General features: G+C 73.3%; 17 protein-coding genes. 7 read left to right on the top strand and 10 right to left on the bottom strand.

Going from position 1 to position 21,175, the window contains the following annotated elements; all coding sequences use genetic code 11:
* Positions 1–4 precede the first annotated feature (4 nt).
* The gene (locus tag ACIG36_RS24885; protein WP_399931811.1) at positions 5–943 is read left to right on the top strand and encodes a hypothetical protein; all 939 of its coding nucleotides are present in this window, start codon (positions 5–7) and stop codon (positions 941–943) included.
* 19 nt (positions 944–962) lie between these two features.
* Here the strand turns inward: ACIG36_RS24885 and ACIG36_RS24880 are convergent, their stop codons facing one another.
* The 3 genes from ACIG36_RS24880 to ACIG36_RS24870 are packed head-to-tail and all read right to left on the bottom strand — an operon-like array spanning position 963 to position 3,879.
* Positions 963–1,784 (bottom strand): ABC transporter ATP-binding protein, encoded by an 822-nt coding sequence (locus ACIG36_RS24880; RefSeq protein WP_399931808.1) that lies wholly within the window; start codon positions 1,782–1,784, stop codon positions 963–965.
* The gene (locus tag ACIG36_RS24875; protein WP_399931805.1) at positions 1,781–2,851 is read right to left on the bottom strand and encodes a FecCD family ABC transporter permease; all 1,071 of its coding nucleotides are present in this window, start codon (positions 2,849–2,851) and stop codon (positions 1,781–1,783) included. The genes ACIG36_RS24880 and ACIG36_RS24875 overlap by 4 nt, the downstream gene beginning before the upstream one ends.
* Entirely contained in the window at positions 2,848–3,879 is a 1,032-nt protein-coding gene (locus ACIG36_RS24870) for a FecCD family ABC transporter permease (protein WP_399931802.1), read from the bottom strand. The genes ACIG36_RS24875 and ACIG36_RS24870 overlap by 4 nt, the downstream gene beginning before the upstream one ends.
* 145 nt (positions 3,880–4,024) lie before the next feature.
* Between ACIG36_RS24870 and ACIG36_RS24865 the strand changes: the two genes are divergently transcribed.
* Positions 4,025–4,681: an HAD family hydrolase gene (locus tag ACIG36_RS24865; RefSeq protein ID WP_399931799.1), complete on the top strand. Its 657-nt coding sequence runs from the start codon at positions 4,025–4,027 to the stop codon at positions 4,679–4,681.
* Here the strand turns inward: ACIG36_RS24865 and ACIG36_RS24860 are convergent.
* Positions 4,648–4,896, bottom strand: coding sequence for a hypothetical protein (locus ACIG36_RS24860; RefSeq protein WP_399931796.1), 249 nt, complete (start codon positions 4,894–4,896; stop codon positions 4,648–4,650). The genes ACIG36_RS24865 and ACIG36_RS24860 overlap by 34 nt on opposite strands.
* A gap of 227 nt (positions 4,897–5,123) precedes the next feature.
* Here ACIG36_RS24860 and ACIG36_RS24855 point away from each other — a divergent pair, with 227 nt between their 5' ends.
* Positions 5,124–5,507 (top strand): cold-shock protein, encoded by a 384-nt coding sequence (locus tag ACIG36_RS24855; RefSeq protein WP_399931793.1) that lies wholly within the window; start codon positions 5,124–5,126, stop codon positions 5,505–5,507.
* A gap of 65 nt (positions 5,508–5,572) precedes the next feature.
* On the opposite strand, the gene ACIG36_RS24850 is transcribed toward ACIG36_RS24855, so the two are convergent.
* From ACIG36_RS24850 to ACIG36_RS24835, 4 genes are read right to left on the bottom strand one after another with little or no spacing between them, the layout of a single operon-like run.
* The gene (locus ACIG36_RS24850) at positions 5,573–6,424 is read right to left on the bottom strand and encodes a 1,4-dihydroxy-6-naphthoate synthase (RefSeq protein WP_399931790.1); all 852 of its coding nucleotides are present in this window, start codon (positions 6,422–6,424) and stop codon (positions 5,573–5,575) included.
* A complete protein-coding gene (locus ACIG36_RS24845) occupies positions 6,421–7,152 on the bottom strand; it encodes a futalosine hydrolase (RefSeq protein ID WP_399931787.1) in 732 nt (243 codons plus the stop codon). Before ACIG36_RS24845 ends, ACIG36_RS24850 begins: the two co-directional genes overlap by 4 nt.
* A gap of 11 nt (positions 7,153–7,163) precedes the next feature.
* Positions 7,164–7,640, bottom strand: coding sequence for a DUF2771 domain-containing protein (locus tag ACIG36_RS24840; RefSeq protein ID WP_399931784.1), 477 nt, complete (start codon positions 7,638–7,640; stop codon positions 7,164–7,166).
* A 26-nt stretch (positions 7,641–7,666) separates the two neighbouring features.
* Positions 7,667–9,121, bottom strand: a complete 1,455-nt coding sequence (locus ACIG36_RS24835; protein WP_399931781.1) for an MFS transporter — start codon at positions 9,119–9,121, stop codon at positions 7,667–7,669.
* 326 nt (positions 9,122–9,447) lie between these two features.
* Between ACIG36_RS24835 and ACIG36_RS24830 the strand changes: the two genes are divergently transcribed.
* Positions 9,448–10,335 (top strand): DUF3027 domain-containing protein, encoded by an 888-nt coding sequence (locus tag ACIG36_RS24830; RefSeq protein ID WP_399931778.1) that lies wholly within the window; start codon positions 9,448–9,450, stop codon positions 10,333–10,335.
* Positions 10,336–10,842: 507 nt separating this feature from the next.
* Positions 10,843–14,058, top strand: a complete 3,216-nt coding sequence (locus ACIG36_RS24825) for a sacsin N-terminal ATP-binding-like domain-containing protein (protein WP_399932303.1) — start codon at positions 10,843–10,845, stop codon at positions 14,056–14,058.
* Between the two features lie 339 nt (positions 14,059–14,397).
* On the opposite strand, the gene ACIG36_RS24820 is transcribed toward ACIG36_RS24825, so the two are convergent.
* Both ACIG36_RS24820 and ACIG36_RS24815 read right to left on the bottom strand, forming a co-directional pair.
* Positions 14,398–16,758, bottom strand: a complete 2,361-nt coding sequence (locus tag ACIG36_RS24820) for an HAD-IC family P-type ATPase (protein WP_399931775.1) — start codon at positions 16,756–16,758, stop codon at positions 14,398–14,400.
* A gap of 628 nt (positions 16,759–17,386) precedes the next feature.
* The gene (locus tag ACIG36_RS24815; protein ID WP_399931773.1) at positions 17,387–17,659 is read right to left on the bottom strand and encodes a DUF2530 domain-containing protein; all 273 of its coding nucleotides are present in this window, start codon (positions 17,657–17,659) and stop codon (positions 17,387–17,389) included.
* Between the two features lie 221 nt (positions 17,660–17,880).
* Between ACIG36_RS24815 and ACIG36_RS24810 the strand changes: the two genes are divergently transcribed.
* Together ACIG36_RS24810 and ACIG36_RS24805 are read left to right on the top strand one after the other, a co-directional pair.
* A complete protein-coding gene (locus ACIG36_RS24810) occupies positions 17,881–19,359 on the top strand; it encodes an NCS2 family permease (protein ID WP_399931770.1) in 1,479 nt (492 codons plus the stop codon).
* Between the two features lie 200 nt (positions 19,360–19,559).
* Positions 19,560–21,137: a serine/threonine-protein kinase gene (locus ACIG36_RS24805; RefSeq protein WP_399931766.1), complete on the top strand. Its 1,578-nt coding sequence runs from the start codon at positions 19,560–19,562 to the stop codon at positions 21,135–21,137.
* Positions 21,138–21,175: the final 38 nt, after the last annotated feature.

Genomic DNA, 21,175 nt, shown 5'->3' with positions numbered 1-21,175 from the left:
TCACATGGGGATCGAGAGCGATCAGCTCGTTTACGACTATTTGAGCAAGGTCGGGGACCTCGCCCAGAGACAGTCGCTGACCTCCGGCGAGCGGATGCGCCTGGTCTCCCGGCTGCGGGCCGAGATCGAGCGGCGCCGGGCCGCCGAGGCCGCCGACACCCCGGCCGCCGTCCAGCGCATCCTCGACGGCCTGGGCACCCCCGCCGAGGCCGTGGCCGGCGCGGACGCCCTCCTGGGCGCCGCCGAGGGCGCCGGGCGGGTGCCTGTCCAGCGCAGTGACGACCGTCCGGCCGCCGCCCGCGTCCCGGGCGCCGCGTCGCCGCCGCACCTGGCGACCGAGGAGGAACTGCGGCCGCGCGGCGGCGGCGAACCCGACTGGTGGAGCGTGGAGCCGGGGCCGGCGTTCACGGGCGGGGACGCGGTGCACGGGTTCACGGGCGGCATCGAGATCCCCGACATGCTCAAGCCGCCTCCTGCCGCGCCGGACACCCTGCCGGAAGCCGGCCCGCGGGAGGAGGCGGGGAAGAGGACCAGCGGCGCGCAGGACGAGGAGGACGGCGGCGACTCCGACGAGCCGCGCTTCAGCCTCTGGCGCTCCCGCGCCGGCGTCCCCATGAGCCCCCTGCTGCTGCTCGTGGCCGTCCTGCTGGTCGTCGGCGCCGTCATCGGCAACTGGCTCGTGCTCGTGGCGGGCTGGGCCCTGGCCTACGTCACCCGCCGGCTGACCCAGACCGAGTCGAAGTGGGCGGTCATCGGCGTGCCGGGCCTCGCCGTGGCGGGCGGGGTCCTGTGGCTGTGGGGGCGCGTCAACGGGCGCTGGGGCGACCCCATACCGCAGGGGGAGATGGCGGCGGCGCTGTCCGACACCTGGCCGGTGGTCGTCAAGGCCGCGGCCCTCGCCTCGGCGGCGTTCGTCCTGTGGCGGGCGCGCAAGCCGGGCTGAGCCTCGGCCCGGTGACGCGCTACGCCGCTTCCCAGGGCTTCCCCGGAACCACCAGCGGACCGCCCGTCACCGGATCGGGCACCACCACCGACTCCAGGCCGAACACCTCGCGCACCAGCTCCGCCGTCACCACCTCCGACGGGCGGCCCCGCGCCACGATCCGGCCGGCCTTCATCGCCACCAGATGGTCCGCGTAGCGGGCCGCCTGGTTGAGGTCGTGCAGCACCGCCACCACCGTGCGGCCGCGCTCGCGGTTGAGCCGGCGGCACAGGTCGAGGACCTCCACCTGGTGGGAGATGTCGAGGTAGGTCGTGGGCTCGTCGAGGAGCAGCAGGTCCGTCTGCTGGGCGAGGGCCATCGCGATCCACACGCGCTGCCGCTGGCCGCCCGAGAGCTCGTCCACCGCGCGGTCGGCGAGCTCGGCGACGTCGGTGCGGGCCATGGCCTCGGCGACGGCCTGCTCGTCCTCCTCCGACCACTGCTGCCACCACCGCTGGTGCGGCTGGCGGCCGCGGGCCACCAGGTCGGCGACCGTGATGGCCTCCGGCGCCACCGGCGTCTGGGGCAGCAGCCCCAGCGACCGTGCGATCGTCCGGGTGGGTATCCGGGCGAGCTCCGCGCCGTCCAGCAGCACCGAGCCGCGCGTGGGCTTCAGCAGCCGGCCCAGCGCGCGCAGCAGCGTCGACTTGCCGCAGGCGTTCGGCCCCACGACGACCGTGATCTCGCCGTCCGGGACGTCGAGGTCCAGGCCCTCGACGATCGTGCGCTCCTCGTAGGAGAGCGTCAGGTCACGGGCGCTGAGCCGGCCGGCGCCGGCACCGGCCACGACTTCGGTGGTCATCTCGCGTTTCCTCCGGTACGGCTGCGGGCGATCAGCCAGATCAGATACGGGGCGCCGACGACGGCCGTCAGCACGCCCACCGGCAGCTCGACCGGCTCGAACAGCTTGCGGCCCAGCAGGTCCGCCAGGACCACGACGAGCGAGCCCATGAGCGCCGAGCACAGCAGCGGGATCTGCGCGGTGCGCGTCATGCGGCGGGCGATCTGCGGAGCCAGCAGCGCCACCCCGTCCACCGGCCCGGCCGCGCCCGTGGCCACCGAGGCCAGCACCACGCCCACCAGCACCAGACCCAGCCGCACCCGGCCCAGCCGTACGCCCAGCGCGGTCGCCGTGTCGTCGTCCATGGACACCGTGCGCTGCGCGCGCGCCGCCCAGCACACGAACGGGGCCAGCGCCAGCAGCGCCCACGCCAGCGGCACCGCCTCGTCCCAGCCGCGCGCGTTCAGCGAACCGGTCATCCACACCTTCGCCTGCTGGGCGACGAGATAGTCGCCCTTGGTCAGGAACAGATGGGTGACCGAGCGCAGCGCGATCGCGAAACCGATGCCCACCAGGACGAACCGGGCGGCCTGCAGCCCGCCCCGCCAGGCGAAGAAGTACACCAGCACCGCCGCCAGCAGCCCGCCCGCTACGGACAGGTAGGGCATGACGGCCAGCGAGGTGACGCCGTAGGTCATCGCGCCGACCGTCAGCGCGCTCGCGCCCTGGCTGACGCCGATGACGTCCGGGCTGGCCAGCGGGTTGCGGGCCACCGTCTGGATGAGCGCCCCGGCCACGCCGAAGGCCGCGCCGGCCAGCAGGCCGACGGTCATCCGGGGCAGCCGCGCGGTGCCGACCGTGAACTCCTCGGGCGAGGGCCGTCCCAGCAGCACGTCGATCACGTCGCCGGGCGCGGTCCAGGTCTTGCCGACGCACAGGTATGTCAGGCAGGCGGCGGCCAGCAGCAGCGCCAGGCCCAGCGCGACGGCCGTGCCGCGCCGGTGCACCAGGAACGACGCCCGCCCGGCCCGTACGAGCGCGTACCCGGCGGGCCGCGCCCCCTTCGTGGAAGTCGGTATCGCGCTCACGCCGCCACCGCCTTGCGGCGGACGAGCAGGACGAGGAAGGGCAGTCCGATCAGCGCGGTCATCACACCGGAGGGCACCTCGCTGCCCTCGTAGAGGATGCGGCCGATGACATCGGCGCCCAGCAGCATCACGGGCCCCACGAGTGCGGCCATCGGCAGGACCCAGCGGTGGTCGGCGCCGACGAGCGCGCGCACGATGTGCGGCACGGCCAGGCCCAGGAAGGCAATGGGCCCGGCGGCCGCGACGCCCACGCCCGTCAGCACCGTCGCGCCGATGCCGCCGGTGATCCGCACGAGCGCCACGTTCTGGCCCAGCCCCTTGGCGACGTCCTCGCCGAGCGCCAGCGCGTCCAGGCCGCGTGCCACCGACAGCACCAGCACGGTGCCCGCCAGCAGGAACGGCCAGATCTTCAGGGCCATGTCGCTGCCGGGCCCGGCGATCGAGCCGATCTGCCAGAAGCGGAACTCGTCCAGCGTCGCGGCCTGGGTCGTCAGGATGCCGTTGATGACGGAGACGATCAGCGCGTTGAGCGCGGCGCCCGCCAGCGCGAGCTTGAGCGGCGAGGCCCCGCCGCGGCCGCGCGCGGCGATCGCGTACACCGCCACCGACGCCACGGCCGCGCCGGCGAAGGCGAACCACACGTAGTCGCCGGGGTGGTGCACCCCCGCCACCGCGATCGCCAGCACCACGCCCAGCGCGGCGCCCTGGCTGATGCCGAGCAGGCCGGGGTCGGCGATGGGATTGCGGGTGACGCCCTGCATGACCGTGCCCGCCATCGCGAGGGCCGCGCCCACCATCAGGCCGACGGCCGTGCGCGGCAGGCGCATGCTCCGCACGATCGTCGTCGCGCTGTCGTCACCGTCGTGCAGCAGCGCGTGCAGCACCTGGGAGGGCGCCACCGGCCGGCTGCCGACGGCGAGGCTGAGGAGGATCGCGACGAGCAGGGCGACGACCGCGGCCGCCGTCCAGCCGACGCGGCGGCGGATCATGGACGATCCGGGGCTGCTGATCGGGACGGCGGCTTGCATTGCTTCCACTTCGGCGGGCGGCTGAGGGAACGAACGGACGACGGACACCGACGGGAAACCGAAAGAAACCAGCCATGGTCGTGTGTTCGAGCCTGGGTAAGGCGGCCCTCAGTGTACGGGTGGGGTGCGCGGCACAATGTGGGGCATGACCCCGCTCCCGCGCACCGGCCACCGGTTCACGGTCGGCTTCGACCTCGACCTGACGCTGGTCGACTCCCGCCCCGGCATCAGGGCCGCGTACGAGGCGCTGGTCGCCGCCACCGGCACCCACATCGACATCGACCTCGTCATCGGGCGCCTGGGCCCGCCGCTCAAGGAGGAGCTGCGCAACTGGTTCCCCGAGGAGCGCGTCGAGCACGCCAACGCGGTCTACCTCGCCGGCTACCCCGAGCACGGCATCCTGCCCTCGCCCGCCATGCCCGGCGCCCGCGAGTCCCTGGCCGCGATCCGGGAACTGGGCGGCAGGGCCATCGTCGTCACCGCCAAGAACCCCCGGAACGCCCGGCTCCATCTGGAGCACCTGGACATCCGGCCCGACGAGCTCATCGGCGACCTGTGGGCCGAGGCCAAGGCGGGCGCCCTGCGCGAGCACGGCGCCTCCGTCTACGTCGGCGACCACATCGGGGACGTCCGCGGGGCGCGAAGAGCCGGGGCGCTGGCCGTGGCGGTGCCCACCGGCCCGTACACCGCGGCCGAGCTGCGCGCGGCGGGAGCCGACGTGGTCCTGGACGGCGGCCTGACGGACTTCCCCGCCTGGCTGCGCGGCCGCTACGCCGCCGGGTCCACCGCCGCGCGCGCCTGACGGCGCTGCTCGGCGATCGAGCGCAGCACCCCGGCCCCGGCGATCAGGAACCCGGCACCCATCAACATGCACACGAAGTACGCCGCGGGCGGCAGCGGATCGGCCCCCAGGAACAGCGGTGCGACGGTGGCCAGCGTGGCCACCGTGCCCACGAGGAAGACGACGGCGCCGACCCGTACCAGCAGATCCCCGGCTCGGGGCGTTTCGCTACTCACCTGACCAGGGTAGATCCATGGGCGGCGGTATGGCGGCCGGATGACGGCGATCGGAACGGACGCGCAGCGGTACGGCCCGAGGACGTCTTGTCACCGGGCCCGGGACCATTAGCCTTGGGGGTAGCGGGTCTTGCGGCCCGCTGTAGTGCTATCCAGAGCAGTTTTTCTGTTGATTGCAGATTTTTCGCTTTTTCGGTATCCGACGAGACACGAGGACGAGGACAGACGTGCCTACCGGCAAGGTCAAGTGGTTCAACAGCGAGAAGGGCTTCGGCTTTCTCTCCCGCGACGACGGCGGAGACGTCTTCGTGCACTCCTCGGTGCTCCCGGACGGGGTCGATTCCCTCAAGCCCGGCCAGCGCGTGGAGTTCGGGGTCGTGGCAGGCCAGCGCGGTGACCAGGCGCTGTCCGTGATCCTGCTCGACCCCACCCCGTCGGTCGCGGCGGCGCAGCGCCGCAAGCCCGACGAACTCGCCTCCATCGTCCAGGACCTCACCACGCTCCTGGAGAACGTCACCCAGCAGCTCGAGCGCGGCCGCTACCCCGACAAGGCCCACGGCTCCAAGATCGCCGGCATGCTGCGCGCGGTGGCCGACCAGCTCGACGTGTAGCACCGGCCGTTCCGCGAGCGCCGGCCTCCCGCGAGCGCGGGACGGTCACGCCGAGCGCGGGACGGTCACACGAAGTCGAGCGCGTCCGGGCCGAGGGGCGGCACCAGCCCCTCGGCCGCGGCGCGGGTCAGCAGCCCGCGCACCGCGGCGTAGCCGGCCTCGCCCAGGTCGGCGGTGAACTCATTGACGTACAACCCGATGTGCTGGTCCGCGACCGCCGGATCCATCTCCTGCGCGTGCTCCAGGACGTACGGGCGGGAGGCCTCCGGATCGTCCCAGGCCATCCGCACGGACGTGCGCGCGGCCTCCGCCAGCTCCCGCAGCCTCGCCGCCCCCAGGGACCGCTTGGCGATGATGGCGCCCAGCGGAATGGGCAGCCCCGTGGTCTTCTCCCAGTGCTCGCCCATGTCGGCCAGGCACTCGAGCCCGTAGTCACGGTAGGTGAAGCGGGCCTCGTGGATCACCAGGCCGGCGTCCACCTTGCCGTCGCGCACCGCGGGCATGATCTCGTGGAACGGCAGGACGACGACCTCGCCGACGCCCTCCGGCACCTCGGCCGCCGCCCACAGCCGGAACAGCAGATAGGCCGTCGAGCGCTCGCTCGGCACGGCCACCGTCCTCCCCGCCAGATCCGCCGGCCGCGCCGCCTCGCGGGTGAGCACCAGCGGGCCGCAGCCGCGCCCCAGCGCCCCGCCGCAGGGCAGCAGCGCGTACTCGTCCAGCACCCACGGCAGCACCGCGTACGACACCTTCAGCACATCGTGCTCGCCGCGCTCGGCCATGCCGTTGGTGATGTCGATGTCCGCGAACGTGACGTCCAGCGGCGGCGCCCCCGGCACCCGGCCGTGGGCCCAGGCGTCGAAGACGAACGTGTCGTTCGGGCACGGCGAATAGGCGATCCGCACCGGCTCGCTCACGGGGAAACCTCCGGATCTCCGGTCAGTACGGGATGGAGCCTGCGGTAGGCGCCGGTGAGCGCCGCCAGTGCCTCGCCGACCCGCCACGTGCCCCGGTCGCGCGGTCCCACCGCGTTGGAGACCGTCCGCAGCTCGATCACCGGCACCTGGTGCGCCACCGCCGCCTCGGCGACCCCGAAGCCCTCCATGCCCTCGGCCACCGCGTCCGGGTGGCGCGCCGTCAGCTCCGCGGCCCGCTCGGCGGTGCCCGTCGCCGACGTCACCGTCAGCACCTCGCCGCGCACCGCGCCGGTCGCCTCCGCCACCCGCCGCGCGAGCGGCTCGGGCACCCGGTGCTCGATCACGCCGAAGCCCAGCTCGGACAGCGACAGGAAGCCGCCGTCGCTGGACTGCGCGCCCAGGTCGGGCGCCACGATCGCGTCGGAGACCACCACCGCGCCCAGCCCGGCGCGCGGCGCGAAGCCGCCCGCGATGCCGGAGGCGATCACCAGCTGGTAGGGCTCACCGGTCAGCGCGGCGGCGGTCAGCGCCGTCGCGGCGCCGGCCGCCGAGGCGGCCGGACCGACGCCCGCGGCCAGCACGTCGAGCACCGGACCGTCGGCATTGCCCGGCTTCACCCGGTGCAGCAGGGTGCCGCCGGGCAGCCGGACCTCCCCCGGGGGCGGCCCGGACGCGGCCGTCACGGCGTCGCGTTCCGCCGTGACGGCGGTGACGACGAGAACACGCATCAGCGGCGCCGTCAGTCGCGCTCGAGGGTGAAGTTCCAGACGCCCAGCGCCTTGCCCGAGGCGGTCTCCACGAGGCTGACCTTCGTCTCCTTCGTGGCGCCGCCCTGGCCGCCGGCGAAGAAGGCGCTCGCCGGAATCGTCCGGTACGTCTTCTTGTTCGGCTCCTGCTCGGCCGGCTGGCCGTTGATGAAGATCGTCCAGCCCTCCTCGGCGATCTTCGGGTCGACGCCGAAGCGGACCTTGTCCTCCATGGCCGCCTTGACGGTCTTGCCGGAGCTCTCCTTCATGCAGCCGAGGATCTTGTCGTTGGCGAGCGCGTCGCCGTCCTCGTAGCAGGCGGCCTCGGAGGTCACCGTGGTCGAACCGACGGTCACCGTCGCCAGCGGCGTCGGCTTGTCGCAGGCGGAGAGGGCGATGAGCCCGAAGGTCACGGCACCGACGGCGGCAGCGGCGCGGCGGCGCTTGCCCCGGAAAATCGCAGCGGTCATGCGGGCAGGCTATCGGGCCCCCCGGCTCACGCCACGCGCGGGTACGGCGAGCCGCGCCGCGCGGCCGCCAGCAGGCCCCGTACGGCAGTGGCCGCCCCCAGCGCCAGGAAGCCGGCCGCCACCGCCATGCCCAGCACACCGTTCAGCGGCAGCAGGATGCCGATGGCCCCACCGACCACCCAGCACATCTGCAACAGCGTCTCCGAACGGGCGAAAGCGGACGTACGGACCTCCTCCGGCACGTCCCGCTGGATCAGCGCGTCCAGCGACTGCTTCCCCAGCGCCTGCGAGATCCCCGCCACCGCCGCCACCACGACCACGAACAACGTGCTGAACAGCACCGCCGTGACCACCGTCGTCCCCAGCACCACCGACAGCACCAGCGCGATCATCTTCTCCGGGCCCCGCGAACGCAGCAGCGCCCCCATCGCCGTCCCCAGCGCGTTCCCCGCACCCGCCGCGACCGCCACCACACCCAGCGAGAACGCCGGACTCAGCCCACCCAGCGGATGCACCCGCAACAGGAACGCCAGAAAGAACGTCAGGAACCCCGACAGCATCCGCAGCGCCCCGTTCGCCTGCAGACCGTGCAGCACCGATGCACCCACCGTGCGCAGCCCCGGCCGCGCGCGCCGGTCGCGCCGGGCACGCCGCGTGCGCCCGAGGCGCCCGGCATTCCCCAGACGCCCGGCACGCCCGCGTGCCGCCCACGCCTTTCGCTGCCGCGGCGGATGCTGCCGGTGCCCGTCCGCCGTCAGCCGCGCCCGCGCCTCGCCCTTCGCCGAGTCCACCTTGTGCGGCAGCGACAACGACAGATACGTACCGAACGCGAACACCGCGCACGCCCCGTACAACGGATACGCCGGCCCCAGCTGATGCAGCCCCGCACCCAGCGGGGCCGCCAGTCCCGTCGCCAGCAGGCCCCCCAGCGTCACCCGGGAATTCGCCTTCACCAGCGCGATCCGCGGCGGCAGCAGCCGCGGCACCACCGCCGAGCGCACCACCCCGTACGCCTTCGACGCCACCAGCACGCCCAGCGCCGCCGGATACAGCTCCAGCCCGCCCGTCGCCACCGCCCCCGACATCGTCAGCGCCAGCAGCGCCCGCGTCAGCATCGCCCCCGCCATCGCCGCGCGCCGCCCGTGCGGGACGCGGTCCAGCAGCGGCCCGATCACCGGCGCCAGGAGCGCGAAGGGCGCCATCGTCACCGCCAGGTACAGCGCCACGCGCCCCCTGGCCTGGTCCGTGGGCACCGAGAAGAACACCGTGGACGCCAGCGCGATCGTGATCAGCACATCACCCGCCGAATTCACGGCGTGCAGCTCGATCAGCTTGCCCAGCCCCGACTCGCCCGCACCGTGCGCGTGCGTCGCTCTGCGTACCCCCCGGGCGGCCCCTGTGAAGGGCGCGCGGAGCACCCGGCCGACGCTCCGGGCCGTACGGCGGAGCGGACCGCCTTCGGCTGACCGGATGGCTCCCACCACGCCATACTGCCCCAACTGGCACCGGGCAGGGCACTTTCGAAGCATCCACCGGGCGCGCCCGGCACCTCGTCGGGGGCTCGCCGAAGCCCGGGTATCCCCCGGGCGGCCGCGCGGGGTAGCGTGCGTAGCGCGCCACCGGCCGCCGCTTTGGCCGCACCCCGAGTCCAGATCCCGCAGAATGGGTGATGACAGGTGCGCCCGAGGCCGTTCGGGCGCGGACGTCGACGCGGTCCTCCGGTCCGCTCCGTCCGCCGCCCCGACCGTTCGGCTGGCGCACTCGTGAGACGGCGTGGAAGAGAGAATCGATTCTTGTGAGTGCTGCGATGCGAAGCCGTACCCCGGACCGCCTGTGCGCCGAGGCGGTCGAACTCGCCCGGACGGCGGCCGAGGAAGCCGCGCTGCCCGGGAAGGTCGGCGACCACGTCGAGGTCGTCGCCGACGGGGACCGTGTCGTCACGCACTACTTCGCCTCCGACGACCCCGGCTACCGGGGCTGGCGCTGGGCCGTCACCGTCGCCCGCGCCTCCCGCGCCAAGAACGTCACCCTCGACGAGACCGTCCTGCTGCCCGGCCCCGACGCGCTCCTGGCACCCGAATGGGTGCCCTGGAGCGAGCGGCTGCGCCCCGGCGACATGGGCCCCGGCGACCTGCTGCCCACCCAGGCCGACGACCTGCGGCTGGAGCCCGGCTGGTCCGGTGAGGAGGAGCCGCCGCCGAACTCCGTCCTCTCCGAGGAGATGGCCGAGCTCGCGGACGCGGAGGACGCCGACGTCTCCGCCGGCCCCCCCTCGGCCCAGCCGACCGCGCCCGCGCGCGGCTCCGTCACCGCCCTCGCCGAGGAGCTGGGCATGCGCCGTGCCCGGGTGCTCTCGCGGTACGGGCTGCACACCGCCGCCGACCGGTGGGACGAGTCGCACGGCCCCAAGACGGCGATGGCGCAGGCGGCGCCGGCGTCGTGCGTGAGCTGCGGCTTCCTGGTGCCGATCGGGGGGTCGCTCGGGCAGGCGTTCGGGATCTGCGGCAACGAGTTCGGGCCGGCGGACGGGCATGTGGTGTCGCTGGCGTACGGGTGTGGGGGGCACTCGGAGGCGGCCGTGATGCCGAAGGCGCCGCGGCCGGCGGCGCCGGTGGTGGACGAGACGCTGGTGGACGAGCTTCCGTTGCGGGAGGCGCCGGAGGGCGAGGACGAGGCGGATCTGGGGCACGCCTGACCGTGCCGGGTTTTTCCGGTGCCGGTTTTTCCGGTGCCGGGTGCCGGGTGCCGGGTGCGGGGGCCGGGGGCTCCGGAGGGTATTCCGGAATCGGATATTTACGGGCCCGTGGCCGTCTCCTGTGCAGGGTGCCCTGAACTTGGGCCCACAAATATCCGGCAGCATTCCGGAACACCCTCCTCCGCCCCCGGCCCCCTCCCGCCGGTTCGCCGACTGCGGGCCGTCGGCCGGTTTGTGCCCACCCACCGGCCCGCAGGTAGCAGGCGGCCGGAGGGGCCGGGGCGGACTGGGACGGGCCCTGGCAGGGGCGTAAGGGTTATTTGCGGCGAACTGCCGGGTGACCCTGACACGTAACCAGAGGCCGTAAATAATCCAGCCCCAGAAGGGCCCGGCCCAGACCGACCCGGCCCCGCCCCACAACGAACCCGCACCCTCGCACCCTGTACGTTCACGGCAGAACGCAGTGGCCACCGCACAGGGAGACGACGAGACGTGACCGGCACGGGAATGGATCCGTTCGGGACCGCGCGCCTGCGGCGTGGCGTGCTCGACGCGTGGGTGGCCTCACCCGCGCGGTTCCGCGAGGACGCCAACGCCGAGGAGGACCTCGCCCTCGGCGGCTACCGCGACCGCCTCGTCGTCGAGCTCGCCCAGAACGCCGCCGACGCGGCGGCCCGCGCCGGCGTCCCCGGGCGGCTCCGGCTCACGCTGCGCGCCGCCACCGAAGGCCGGCCCGCCACCCTCGCCGCCGCCAACACCGGCGTGCCCATCGACGCCACGGGCGTCGAGTCCCTGTCCACGCTGCGGGCATCGGCGAAGCGGGAGGAGAGCGGGACCGCGGCGGCCGTGGGCCGCTTCGGTGTCGGATTCGCCGCCGTGCTCGCCGTCAGCGACGAACCCGCCCTCGTCGGCCGCACCGGCGGCGTGCGCTGGTCCCTCGCCGAGGCCCGCGCCCTCACCGAGGGCGTCGCCGCCGGCAGCCCCGGGCTCGGCGGCGAGATCCGCCGCCGCGAGGGCCACGTGCCACTGCTCCGGCTTCCGTTCCCGGCCGAGGGCTCGGCCCCGGACGGGTACGACACCGTCGTCGTCCTGCCGCTGCGGGACGGCGCCGCCGAGGACCTGACCCAGCGTCTGCTCGCCCGGATCGACGACGCGCTGCTGCTGACCCTGCCCGGCCTGGCCGAGGTCGTCGTCGAGACGCCGGACGGCGCCGAGCGCATCCTGACGCGCCGCCAGGAGGGCCCGTACGTCGTCATCGAGGACTCGGCCCGTGCCGCCGGGCCGGCCCGCTGGCGGGTGGAGAGCGCCGGAGGCCGGCTGGACGCCGGGCTGCTCGCCGACCGGCCCGTCGAGGAGCGTCTGCGCCCGCACTGGTCGGTCACCTGGGCCGTTCCCGTGGGCGCCGACGGCGCCCCCGTACGGCCGCGCACCGCGCCCGTCGTGCACGCCCCGACCCCCACGGACGAGCCGCTGGGCCTGCCCGGCCTGCTGATCGCCACGTTCCCGCTGGAGCCCACGCGCCGCCACACGGCCCCCGGCCCGCTCACGGACTTCCTCACCGAGCGCGCCGCAGCCGTCTATACGGATCTGGTTCGGGAGTGGCATCCCGTCTCCGCCGGCACCCTCGATCTCGTCCCCGCGCCGCTGGCCACGGGCGCCCTGGACGCCGAGCTGCGGCGGCGGGTGCTGGAGCTGCTGCCGCGCGTGCCGTTCCTGCCGAGTGCCGCCTCGGGCGCCGAGGTGCGGGAGCTGCCGCAGGCCGAGGGCGGCGGCATCGAGGGCATCCCGTGGACTCAGGGCCCCGACGCGGCCACGCAGACCTGGGACGACGGCGGGGCGCCGAGCGGTCACGACGGTGAGCGTGTTGCTTTGCGGCCCGTGTACGCCGAGATCGTGGAGGGGGCGGGGGCCGAGACCGTCGCCGTGCTGGGCGAGCTGTTCCCCAACCTGCTGCCCGCGGGGCTCGAGCGCCGGCAGGAGCTGCGTGCGCTCGGGGTGACGCGGGTGCCGCTGGGTGAGGCCATCGACCGTCTCGCCGGCGCCGAGCGCCCGGCGAGCTGGTGGTGGCGGCTCTACGACAGCCTCGCCGGCGTCGACCCCGACCGGCTGACCGGCCTGCCCGTGCCCCTCGCGGACGGCCGCACGGCCATCGGGCCGCGCCGGGTGCTGCTCCCCGCCGCGGACGCGGCGGGGTCCGAGCGGCTCTCGCGCCTGGGCCTGCAGGTCGCCCACCCGGACGCCGCCCACCCGCTGCTGGAGAAGCTCGGCGCCACGCCGAGCTCGCCGCGGGCCGTACTGACGACGCCCCAGGTGCGGGCGGCGGTGGCGGCCTCGCTGGACGCGGAGGACGTCTGGGACGAGGAGGGGCTGGACGCCGACGCCCTCGTCGACGTCGTGCTCACGCTCGTCCGCGACGCCGACCTGGTCCCCGGCGACGAGCCCTGGCTGGCCGCCCTTGCCCTCCCCGACGAGGACGGCGAGCTCGCCCCGGCCGGGGAACTGGTCCTGCCCGGCAGCCCCTTCGAACGCGTCATCCGCCCCGGCGAGCTCGCCGCCTGCGACGCCGAGCTCGTCGAGCGGTGGGGCGAGCAGCCGCTGACGGCGGTCGGCGTGCTGGCCGACTTCGCGCTCGTACGGGCGACCGATGTCGTCCTGGATCCCGACGAACTCGAGCCGCGCGACGGCGACTTCGCCGAGCCCGACGACGTCGGGCTGCTGGACGCCGTCGACGTGTGGTGCGAGGACGTACTGGACCGGCTGCCCGACACGCCCGTCCCGCCCGTCGCGACGGAGATCGTGGCCGTCCGGGACCTCGACCTCGTCGACGACGACGCCTGGCCGGAGGCCCTGGCGCTGCTGTCCCGGCCGCCGCTGCGGGACGCGCTGACCGCGCCGGTACGGGTGCTGCTGCCGGACGGCACGACCGAGTCCGTGCGCCCGTACGCCGCGTGGTGGCTGCGCGGCCACCCCGTCCTGGACGGTCGGCGGCCCGCCGGGCTGCGCGTGGAGGGCGGCGATCCGCTGCTGGCGGGTCTCTACGAGGCGGCGGACGCGGCCGGTCTCGCGGACGAGCAGGTGCTGCGTGCCCTGGGCGTACGGACCTCCGTGGCCGCCCTGCTGGACGAGCCCGGGGGCGCGGCGGAGCTGCTGGGGCGGCTGGCGGATCCGGAACGGGCGGTGGCGCCGGCGCAGTTGCACGCGCTGTACGGGGCGCTGGCCGATCTCGATCCGTCGGAGGTGACGCTGCCGGACGAACTGCGGGCTGTCGTGGACGGGGAGGTGCGGGTGGTGGACGCCGGGGACGCGGTGGTCGCTGACGCTCCGGATCTGCTGCCGTTGGCGGCGGGCGTCGCGTTGCTGCCGGTGCGGCCGGACCGGGCCGGGGAGCTCGCGGAGCTGCTGCAGGTGCGGCGGCTGAGTGAGGCGGTGGTGACGCGGGGGCCGCTGGGTGAGGGCGAGGTCAGGGAGGTTCCGGAGGGCGTGCGGGTGCTGCTTCCGGGGGCGCCGGAGACGTACGTCGAGCACGAGGAGCTCGTCGTGGGCGGCGTCGAGCTGGACTGGCGCTACGGGCCGGACGGGGTGCTGCACGCGGCGACGCTGGAAGGCGTGGCCGCGGGCTTGGCCTGGGCGGCGGGGGCGTGGGCGCGGCGGTTCGAGGCGGCGGCGTTGCTGGAGGATGCGTCGCGGACGGAGGAACTGGCGCGGGATCGGTGGTTCGACTAGCGGGTGCGGGTGCGGGTGCGTTGTGGGGCGGGGCCGGGTCGGTCTGGGACGGGCCCTTCTGGGGCTGGATTATTTACGGCCTCGGGTTACGTGTTGAGCTCACCCGGCAGGTCGCCGCAAATAACCCTTACGCCCCTGCCAGGGCCCGTCCCAGCCCGCCCCGGCCCCTCCCGTCCGCTCGTCGGCTGCGGGCCGGTTTGTGGGCAGTCGCCTCCGCCCCCGGTTTGTGGGCAATCGTTCCGCAGGGCGGAACGGGTGGGCACAAACCCACCCACCGGGCCGCACCCGGAACTGGCCCCGTACCCGGCGCAGCGGGCTCGGGCACGGGGCCGGGCCCCATCACGCCGGGAAGCGGCGGCTCACCCACCGCCAGGTGAACTCCAAAGCGACGGCCGCCAACCCGGCAACGGCCACCGCCGCCCACGGCATGGTCGCCCCCACCAACCGCAACGCGAAGAAACTCTGCAGCCACGGCGTCAGCAGGACGATCACGAACCCCGCCCCCATCGCCAGCACCAGCGCCACCCGCCACCACGTGTACGGCCGCGCAATGATCGCCAGCACCCACATCGACGTCAGGAAGAGCGTGAGCGTCGCCACGCTCGTCTCGGCCCCCAGCGCGCCCGCCCCCGCGTAGTAATGGCGCGCCAGCAGATACACGGCGAAGGTGGCCGCCGCCGCGATCACCCCGGAGGGGATCGCGTAGCGCATCACGCGCCGGACGAAGTGCGGCTGGGCCCGCTCCTTGTTGGGCGCCAGGGCCAGGAAGAAGGCGGGCACGCCGATCGTCAGCGTGGACAGCAGCGTCAGGTGGCGCGGCAGGAAGGGGTAGGGGACGCGGGTGCAGACGACGAGGACGGCCAGCAGGACCGAGTAGACCGTCTTCGTCAGGAACAGCGTGGCCACGCGGGTGATGTTGCCGATCACGCGCCTGCCCTCCGCCACGACCGACGGCAGCGTGGCGAAGCTGTTGTTGAGCAGCACGATCTGGGCGACCGCCCGGGTGGCCTCGGAGCCCGAGCCCATGGAGACGCCGATGTCGGCGTCCTTGAGGGCCAGTACGTCGTTGACGCCGTCGCCGGTCATGGCGACGGTGTGGCCGCGCGACTGGAGGGCCGCGACCATGTCGCGCTTCTGCTGGGGCGTGACGCGGCCGAAGACGGCGCCCCGGTCGAGTTCCCCGGCCATGGCGTCCCGTTCGGCCGGGAGCCGGCGCGCGTCCACGGGGGCGTCCGCGCCGGGCAGGGCGAGTTTGCCGGCGACCGCGCCGACGGAGACCGCGTTGTCGCCGGAGATCACCTTTGCTGAAACGTTTTGCTCGGCGAAGTAGCGCAGGGTGTCCGCCGCGTCCGAGCGCAGCCGTTGCTCGAGGACGACCAGCGCGGTGGGACGTACGTCCTCGGTGACGCGCGGGTCCGCCAACGCGCGGTCGGCCCGCGCCAGGAGCAGGACGCGCAGGCCCTTGGCGTTGAGGTCGTCGATCTCGGTGAGCGTGGGGTCGCCGGAGGGGAGGAGGACGTCAGGGGCGCCCAGCAGCCAGTTGCTGTTGCTGTTCTCGGTGACGAGTGTGGCGCCGCTGTACTTGCGGGCCGAGGAGAAGGGGAGCGAGTCGGTGCAGCGCCAGCCGCTGCCGTCGGGGTAGGCGTCGATGATGGCCTGGAGGCTGGCGTTGGGGCGCGGGTCGGACTCCCCGAGGGCGCCCAGCACCCGGCGCACGTACGTCTCGTCGGCGCGGGCGCCGGGCAGGACGCGCAGTTCGCTGACGTCCATGCCGCCCTCGGTGAGGGTGCCCGTCTTGTCGAGGCAGACCACGTCGACGCGGGCCAGACCCTCGATGGCCGGCAGCTCCTGCACCAGGCACTGCTTGCGCCCCAGCCGGATGACGCCGATGGCGAAGGCCACGGAGGTCAGCAGCACCAGGCCCTCCGGGACCATCGGCACGATCCCGGCGACCATGCGGCGGACCGCTTCCCTCCAGTCGCGGTCCTCGATGACGGACTGGCTGATGATCAGGCCGATCGCGGTGGGGGCCATCATCCAGGTCACGTACTTGAGGATCTGGCTGATGCCGGTGCGCAGCTCGGAGTGGACGAGCGTGAACCGGGAGGCCTCCTCCGCCAGCTGCGCGGCGTAGGCCTCGCGGCCGACCTTGGTAGCGGTGAAGGCGCCGCTGCCGGCGACCACGAAGGAACCGGACATCACCCTGTCCCCGGGCTGCTTCAGGACCGGGTCGGCCTCGCCGGTGAGCAGCGATTCGTCGATCTCGAGACCGTCGGCCTCGAGCACCTCGCCGTCGACGACGCACTTGTCGCCGGGGCCGAGCTCGATGAGATCGCCGAGGACGATCTCGCCGGTGGCGACGGGTGTGGCGGTGCCGTCGCGGCGGACGGTGGGCCTGGCCTCGCCGATGACGGCGAGGGAGTCGAGGGTCTTCTTGGCGCGGAGCTCCTGGACGATGCCGATGGCGGTGTTGGCGATGATGACGAAGCCGAAGAGGCCGTCCTGGATGGGGCCGACGATCAGGATGATCAGGAAGAGGACGCCGATGATGGCGTTGAAGCGGGTGAAGACGTTGGCCCGGACGATGTCGCGGGTGGAACGGGAGGAGCGCACGGGGACGTCGTTGACCTCGCCCCGGTTGATGCGTTCGGCGACCTCGTTGCTGGTGAGGCCTGCGGCGGGCGGGGACGCTTCGCTCATGGTTCGACCGTAGCCGCGTGTCTGGGGGTGCGCTGTGGGGCGGGGCCGGGTCGGTCTGGGCCGGGCCCTTCTGGGGCTGGATTATTTACGGCCCCTGTCCTGCGTCGGGCTGACCCGGAACGACGCCGCAAATAACCCTTACGCCCCTGCCAGGGCCCGTCCCAGCCCGCCCCGGCCCCTCCCGTCCGTACGCCGGGTGACGGCCGGTGGGTGGGTAGGCCCCGGTCCCTCCCGCCGGTCCACCGTGCGGGCCGGTGGGGGAGTGGGGGTGGGCTTGCCCTCCGCCCGTTCGCTGGCTGCAGGCCGCTGGTTTGTGCCCACCCACCGGCCCGCACTTGGGCAGCTGCCCCGGCGAGGGCAAGGGGGCCGACGGCGCGAGGGGGCCGGGGGCGGAGGAGGGTGTTCCGGAGTGCTGCCGGATATTTGTGGGCCCAAGTTCCGGGCACTCAATGCGCCGGACGGCAACGGGCCCGTAAATATCCGACTCCGGAATACCCTCCGGAGCCCCCGGCCCCCGCCCCTGACCACCGGGCCGCACCCAGGATCGGCAAGAGGCCCGTTCCGGGCAATCGGGCGGTGGGTGGGGGAAACCCGCGCCGGAGGCGCGGCGCGGCACCCCAGACGGCGGTCAGCCGGAAACGCGAGGTTGGTCGGAACCGGTGGCGGCAGCCTTGAGGGCCGCGTCACGCCGCCGCACGTACCAGATGCCGATCAGGCCCAGGCCGCCGCCGGCCGCGCACGTCCACAGCCACCACAGCAGCCCCTCGTCCCGGTACCACCCAAAAAAGGGCAACTGGACGAGGAAGAGGACGAACCACACGATCGTGCCCCCGGTGATGGTGGCGACGACAGGGCCTTCCAGGGGCTCGGGTGCCTCGTGCGTGGGCGTCCACTTCGTCATGGCGCAAGCCTAGTGCGTCCTTGTTCGAGGGCTGCGGCGGAGCCCTTGGTGCCACAGGGGTCTACGCGCGGAGATAGCCATTCGGCGTTTGTTTATTCATACTGAATCGAACCGGATTTGACTGAACGCTTTTGTTTGATCATCCAAACAAGGGCCAGCTCAAGATCCTTTTTGCTTGTTTCCCCTGGCCAACCCCAGGCCCGTACGACTGAGGTCCCCTCATGCCCACCTCGGCCACCTCCGCCGTCGACGACGCCCAGCAGGCGTCGTCGCCCGTGCCGCCCGCCGGAAAGAACGCCCTCGACCGGTACTTCCGGATCACCGAGCGGGGTTCGTCCGTCGCCCGCGAGCTGCGCGGCGGCCTGGCGACGTTCTTTGCGATGGCCTACATCATCGTGCTGAACCCGATCATCCTCGGGGCCGGCCAGGACAAGTTCGGTCACCAGCTGGACAACGGCCAGCTCGTCACCGCCACCGCTCTGATGGCCGGGCTCACCACCGTCCTCATGGGCGCCATCGGCAACGTGCCCATCGCCTGCGCCGCCGGCCTCGGCATCAACGCCGTCGTCTCGCTCCAGCTCGCGCCCAAGATGAGCTGGCCGGACGCGATGGGCATGGTCGTGCTGGCCGGCCTGGTGCTGATGGTGCTGGTCGCCTCCGGGCTGCGGCAGCGGGTGATGGACGCGATACCCGGCGGGCTGCGGCGCGCGATCGCGATCGGCATCGGCATGTTCATCTCGCTGATAGGCCTGGTCGACGCCGGGTTCGTCACCCGCAACCCCGACGCCGCCCACACCACCGTCCCCCTGGGCCTCGGCCAGGGAGGGCAGCTGCAGGGCTGGCCGGTGCTGGTCTTCGTGGCCGGTCTCGCGCTGACGTTCGTCCTGCTCGTCCGCAAGGCGCGCGGCGCGATCCTCATCGGGATCGTCGCGATGACGGTCGCCGCGATCGTCATCAACACGCTCGCCGACATCCCCGACGCGAGCTGGGGCCTGAGCGTCCCGAAGATGCCCGACAGTGTCGTCGGCGCCCCCGACTTCGGCCTGATCGGTGACGTCAGCCTCTTCGGCGGCTTCCACGAGGTCGGCCTGCTCACCGGCTGCCTGTTCGTCTTCACCGTGCTGCTGTCCGGCTTCTTCGACGCGATGGGCACCATCATCGGCGTCGGCGAGGAGGCCGGGCTGACCGACAAGGACGGCCAGCTGCCCAACATGGGCAGGATCCTGATGGTCGACGGTGTCGCCGTCGCCGCGGGCGGCGCCGGCTCGGCGTCCGCCAACACCTGCTTCGTGGAGTCCACGGCCGGCGTCGGCGAGGGCGCCCGTACGGGCCTGGCCAACCTGATGACCGGCGGGCTCTTCCTGCTCGCCCTCGTCTTCACCCCGCTGGCCACCGTGGTGCCCGCCCAGGCCGCCACCCCCGCCCTGGTCGTCGTCGGCTTCCTGATCATGGCCTCGAACGTCAAGGAGATCGACTGGAGCGACTTCACGATCGCGATCCCCGCGTTCCTGACGATCATCTCCATGCCGTTCACCTACTCGATCACCAACGGCATCGGCGTCGGCGTCCTCGCCTTCATCCTGCTGCGGATCGCCGACAAGCGGGCGCGCGAGATCCCCTGGCTGCTCAACGTGGTCGGGCTGTGCTTCCTCGTCTACTTCATGCTCGACCCGATCGAGCAGATGCTCGGCATCAAGTAGACCTCTGACCGAGTAGACGTTCGACACCGCCGAGGGCGGCCCGGCTTCGTGCCGGGCCGCCCTCGGCTCGTTCGGCGGGGCCGCGGACAGTTGCCGTCCACGCTCTTCCGATCAGCTTGACACTTCATCACACTATGTTCATGGCTGAGGCATTCTCGATCACCCGCGCGCAGCGCCCACGCACGGATCCGGCCTGAACCATGACCGGCGAACAACGGCAGGTGGCCGGCCGCTACCGGCTCGTCCGCACACTCGGCGAGGGCGGCTTCGGCCGGGTCTGGGAAGCCCACGACGATCTGCTGCGCACCGCCGTAGCCGTCAAGGAAGTCCGCCTCCCCTCCACCGCCCGTCCCGACGAGCGGGACAGGCGCCTCAAGTACGCCGAGCGGGAGGCCCGCAACGCCACCCGGCTGCGCCACCACCCGGCGATCGTCACCGTTTACGACGTCGTCATCGAGGACGGCAGGCCCTGGATCGTCATGGAGCTGGTCGACGGGGGATCGCTGGAGGACCGGCTGCGTCAGGGGCCGCTGCCGCCGGCCGAGGCCGCCGAGCTCGCCGATGTGCTCCTCGACGCCTTGGACGCGGCCCACCGGGCCGGCGTCGTCCACCGTGACGTCAAGCCGGCGAACGTCATGCTGGCCACCGACGGCCGTACTCTGCTCACCGACTTCGGTATCGCCACGCACTCGGCGGATACCCAGGTGACCGTGGACGGCTCGGTCGTCGGCTCCCTGGAGTACATGGCCCCCGAGCGCATCAGCGGCACCCCCAGCACTCCGGCGAGCGACCTGTTCTCCCTCGGAGTGACCCTGTACCGAGTCGTCGAGGGCGTCTCCCCCTTCCTGCGTGACTCGCCCACCGCCACCATGGCGGCCGTGGCCCTGGAGGACCCGCCGCCACCGCTCCGTGCCGGAAGGCTCGCCCCGCTCATCCGCGCACTGCTCGCCAAGGACCCCACCGCGCGGCCCACCGTCCCCGAAGCCCTCGCCCTCCTGCACGCCCCGTGTCCCGGGGAGGAGGGGAACGCGGTGTGGCGGTTCGCTGCGCAGAACCTGCCCCAGGCGCTCGACCTGCTGCGCCCCTTGTTCGGGACGACGTCGCCCGACCCGTCCACCACCGGGTCGGTCCCCCGACCGGCGGGGCACTTCGAGGAGTCCTGGACCGGAGACGAGGACGTCAGCGAGTTCAGTGAGTACGACAGGGCCGTCGAAGGGGCGTTGACGTTGTTCGGTGCGTGGGCAGCAGGAATCTGCGGCATGTTCGGTGTCGTGACGATGGCCTCGAACGGCCCCCTGGGTGCGGTGGTCATCCTGTACGGATTGGCCGCACTGTCGGTGCTGTGCGCGGTGGAGCGGCACAAGGGCTGGTTGCCGCGGCGGAAGCTGAGGAAGAGCATGCGGGCCAGAACCCTGCGTATCGACCAGGACGGCATCACGACGCGCGATCCCTCCGGCACCCAGCACATTCCATGGACCGCGATCGCAGGGGTCGACGTCCGCTACACCGACGCGGCCGTGTGCAAACACCGTCCTCTCGCACTCCACCTGCGGATGTACGGGCGGCGGAAGCTCAAGGCACCCGCAGTCCTGTACCGCCCCGTCGGATGGCCGGTCCACGCGGATCTGCCGGACGTCTGCCGCACCGGCCCCCTGCCCCTCCTGGCCCCCTGGGTACCCGTGTGCGTGCTCGGCCCGCTGCCCGGCCCGCGCCGACTCGATCTGAAGAACACGGTCGCGGCGTACGGGAAACACGGGGTGACGACGGGGGAGTGGTGACGGGCATCCGGCTCAGTGGCCACCCGCGCCACTTTCAT

Origin of the sequence: Streptomyces sp. NPDC053048, assembly GCF_044547045.1 — a bacterium.
In the GTDB taxonomy this organism is placed as follows: Bacteria; Actinomycetota; Actinomycetes; order Streptomycetales; family Streptomycetaceae; genus Streptomyces.
The sequence above is the reverse complement of the archived record's forward strand: the minus strand, read 5'-3'. Positions and strand labels throughout refer to the sequence as shown.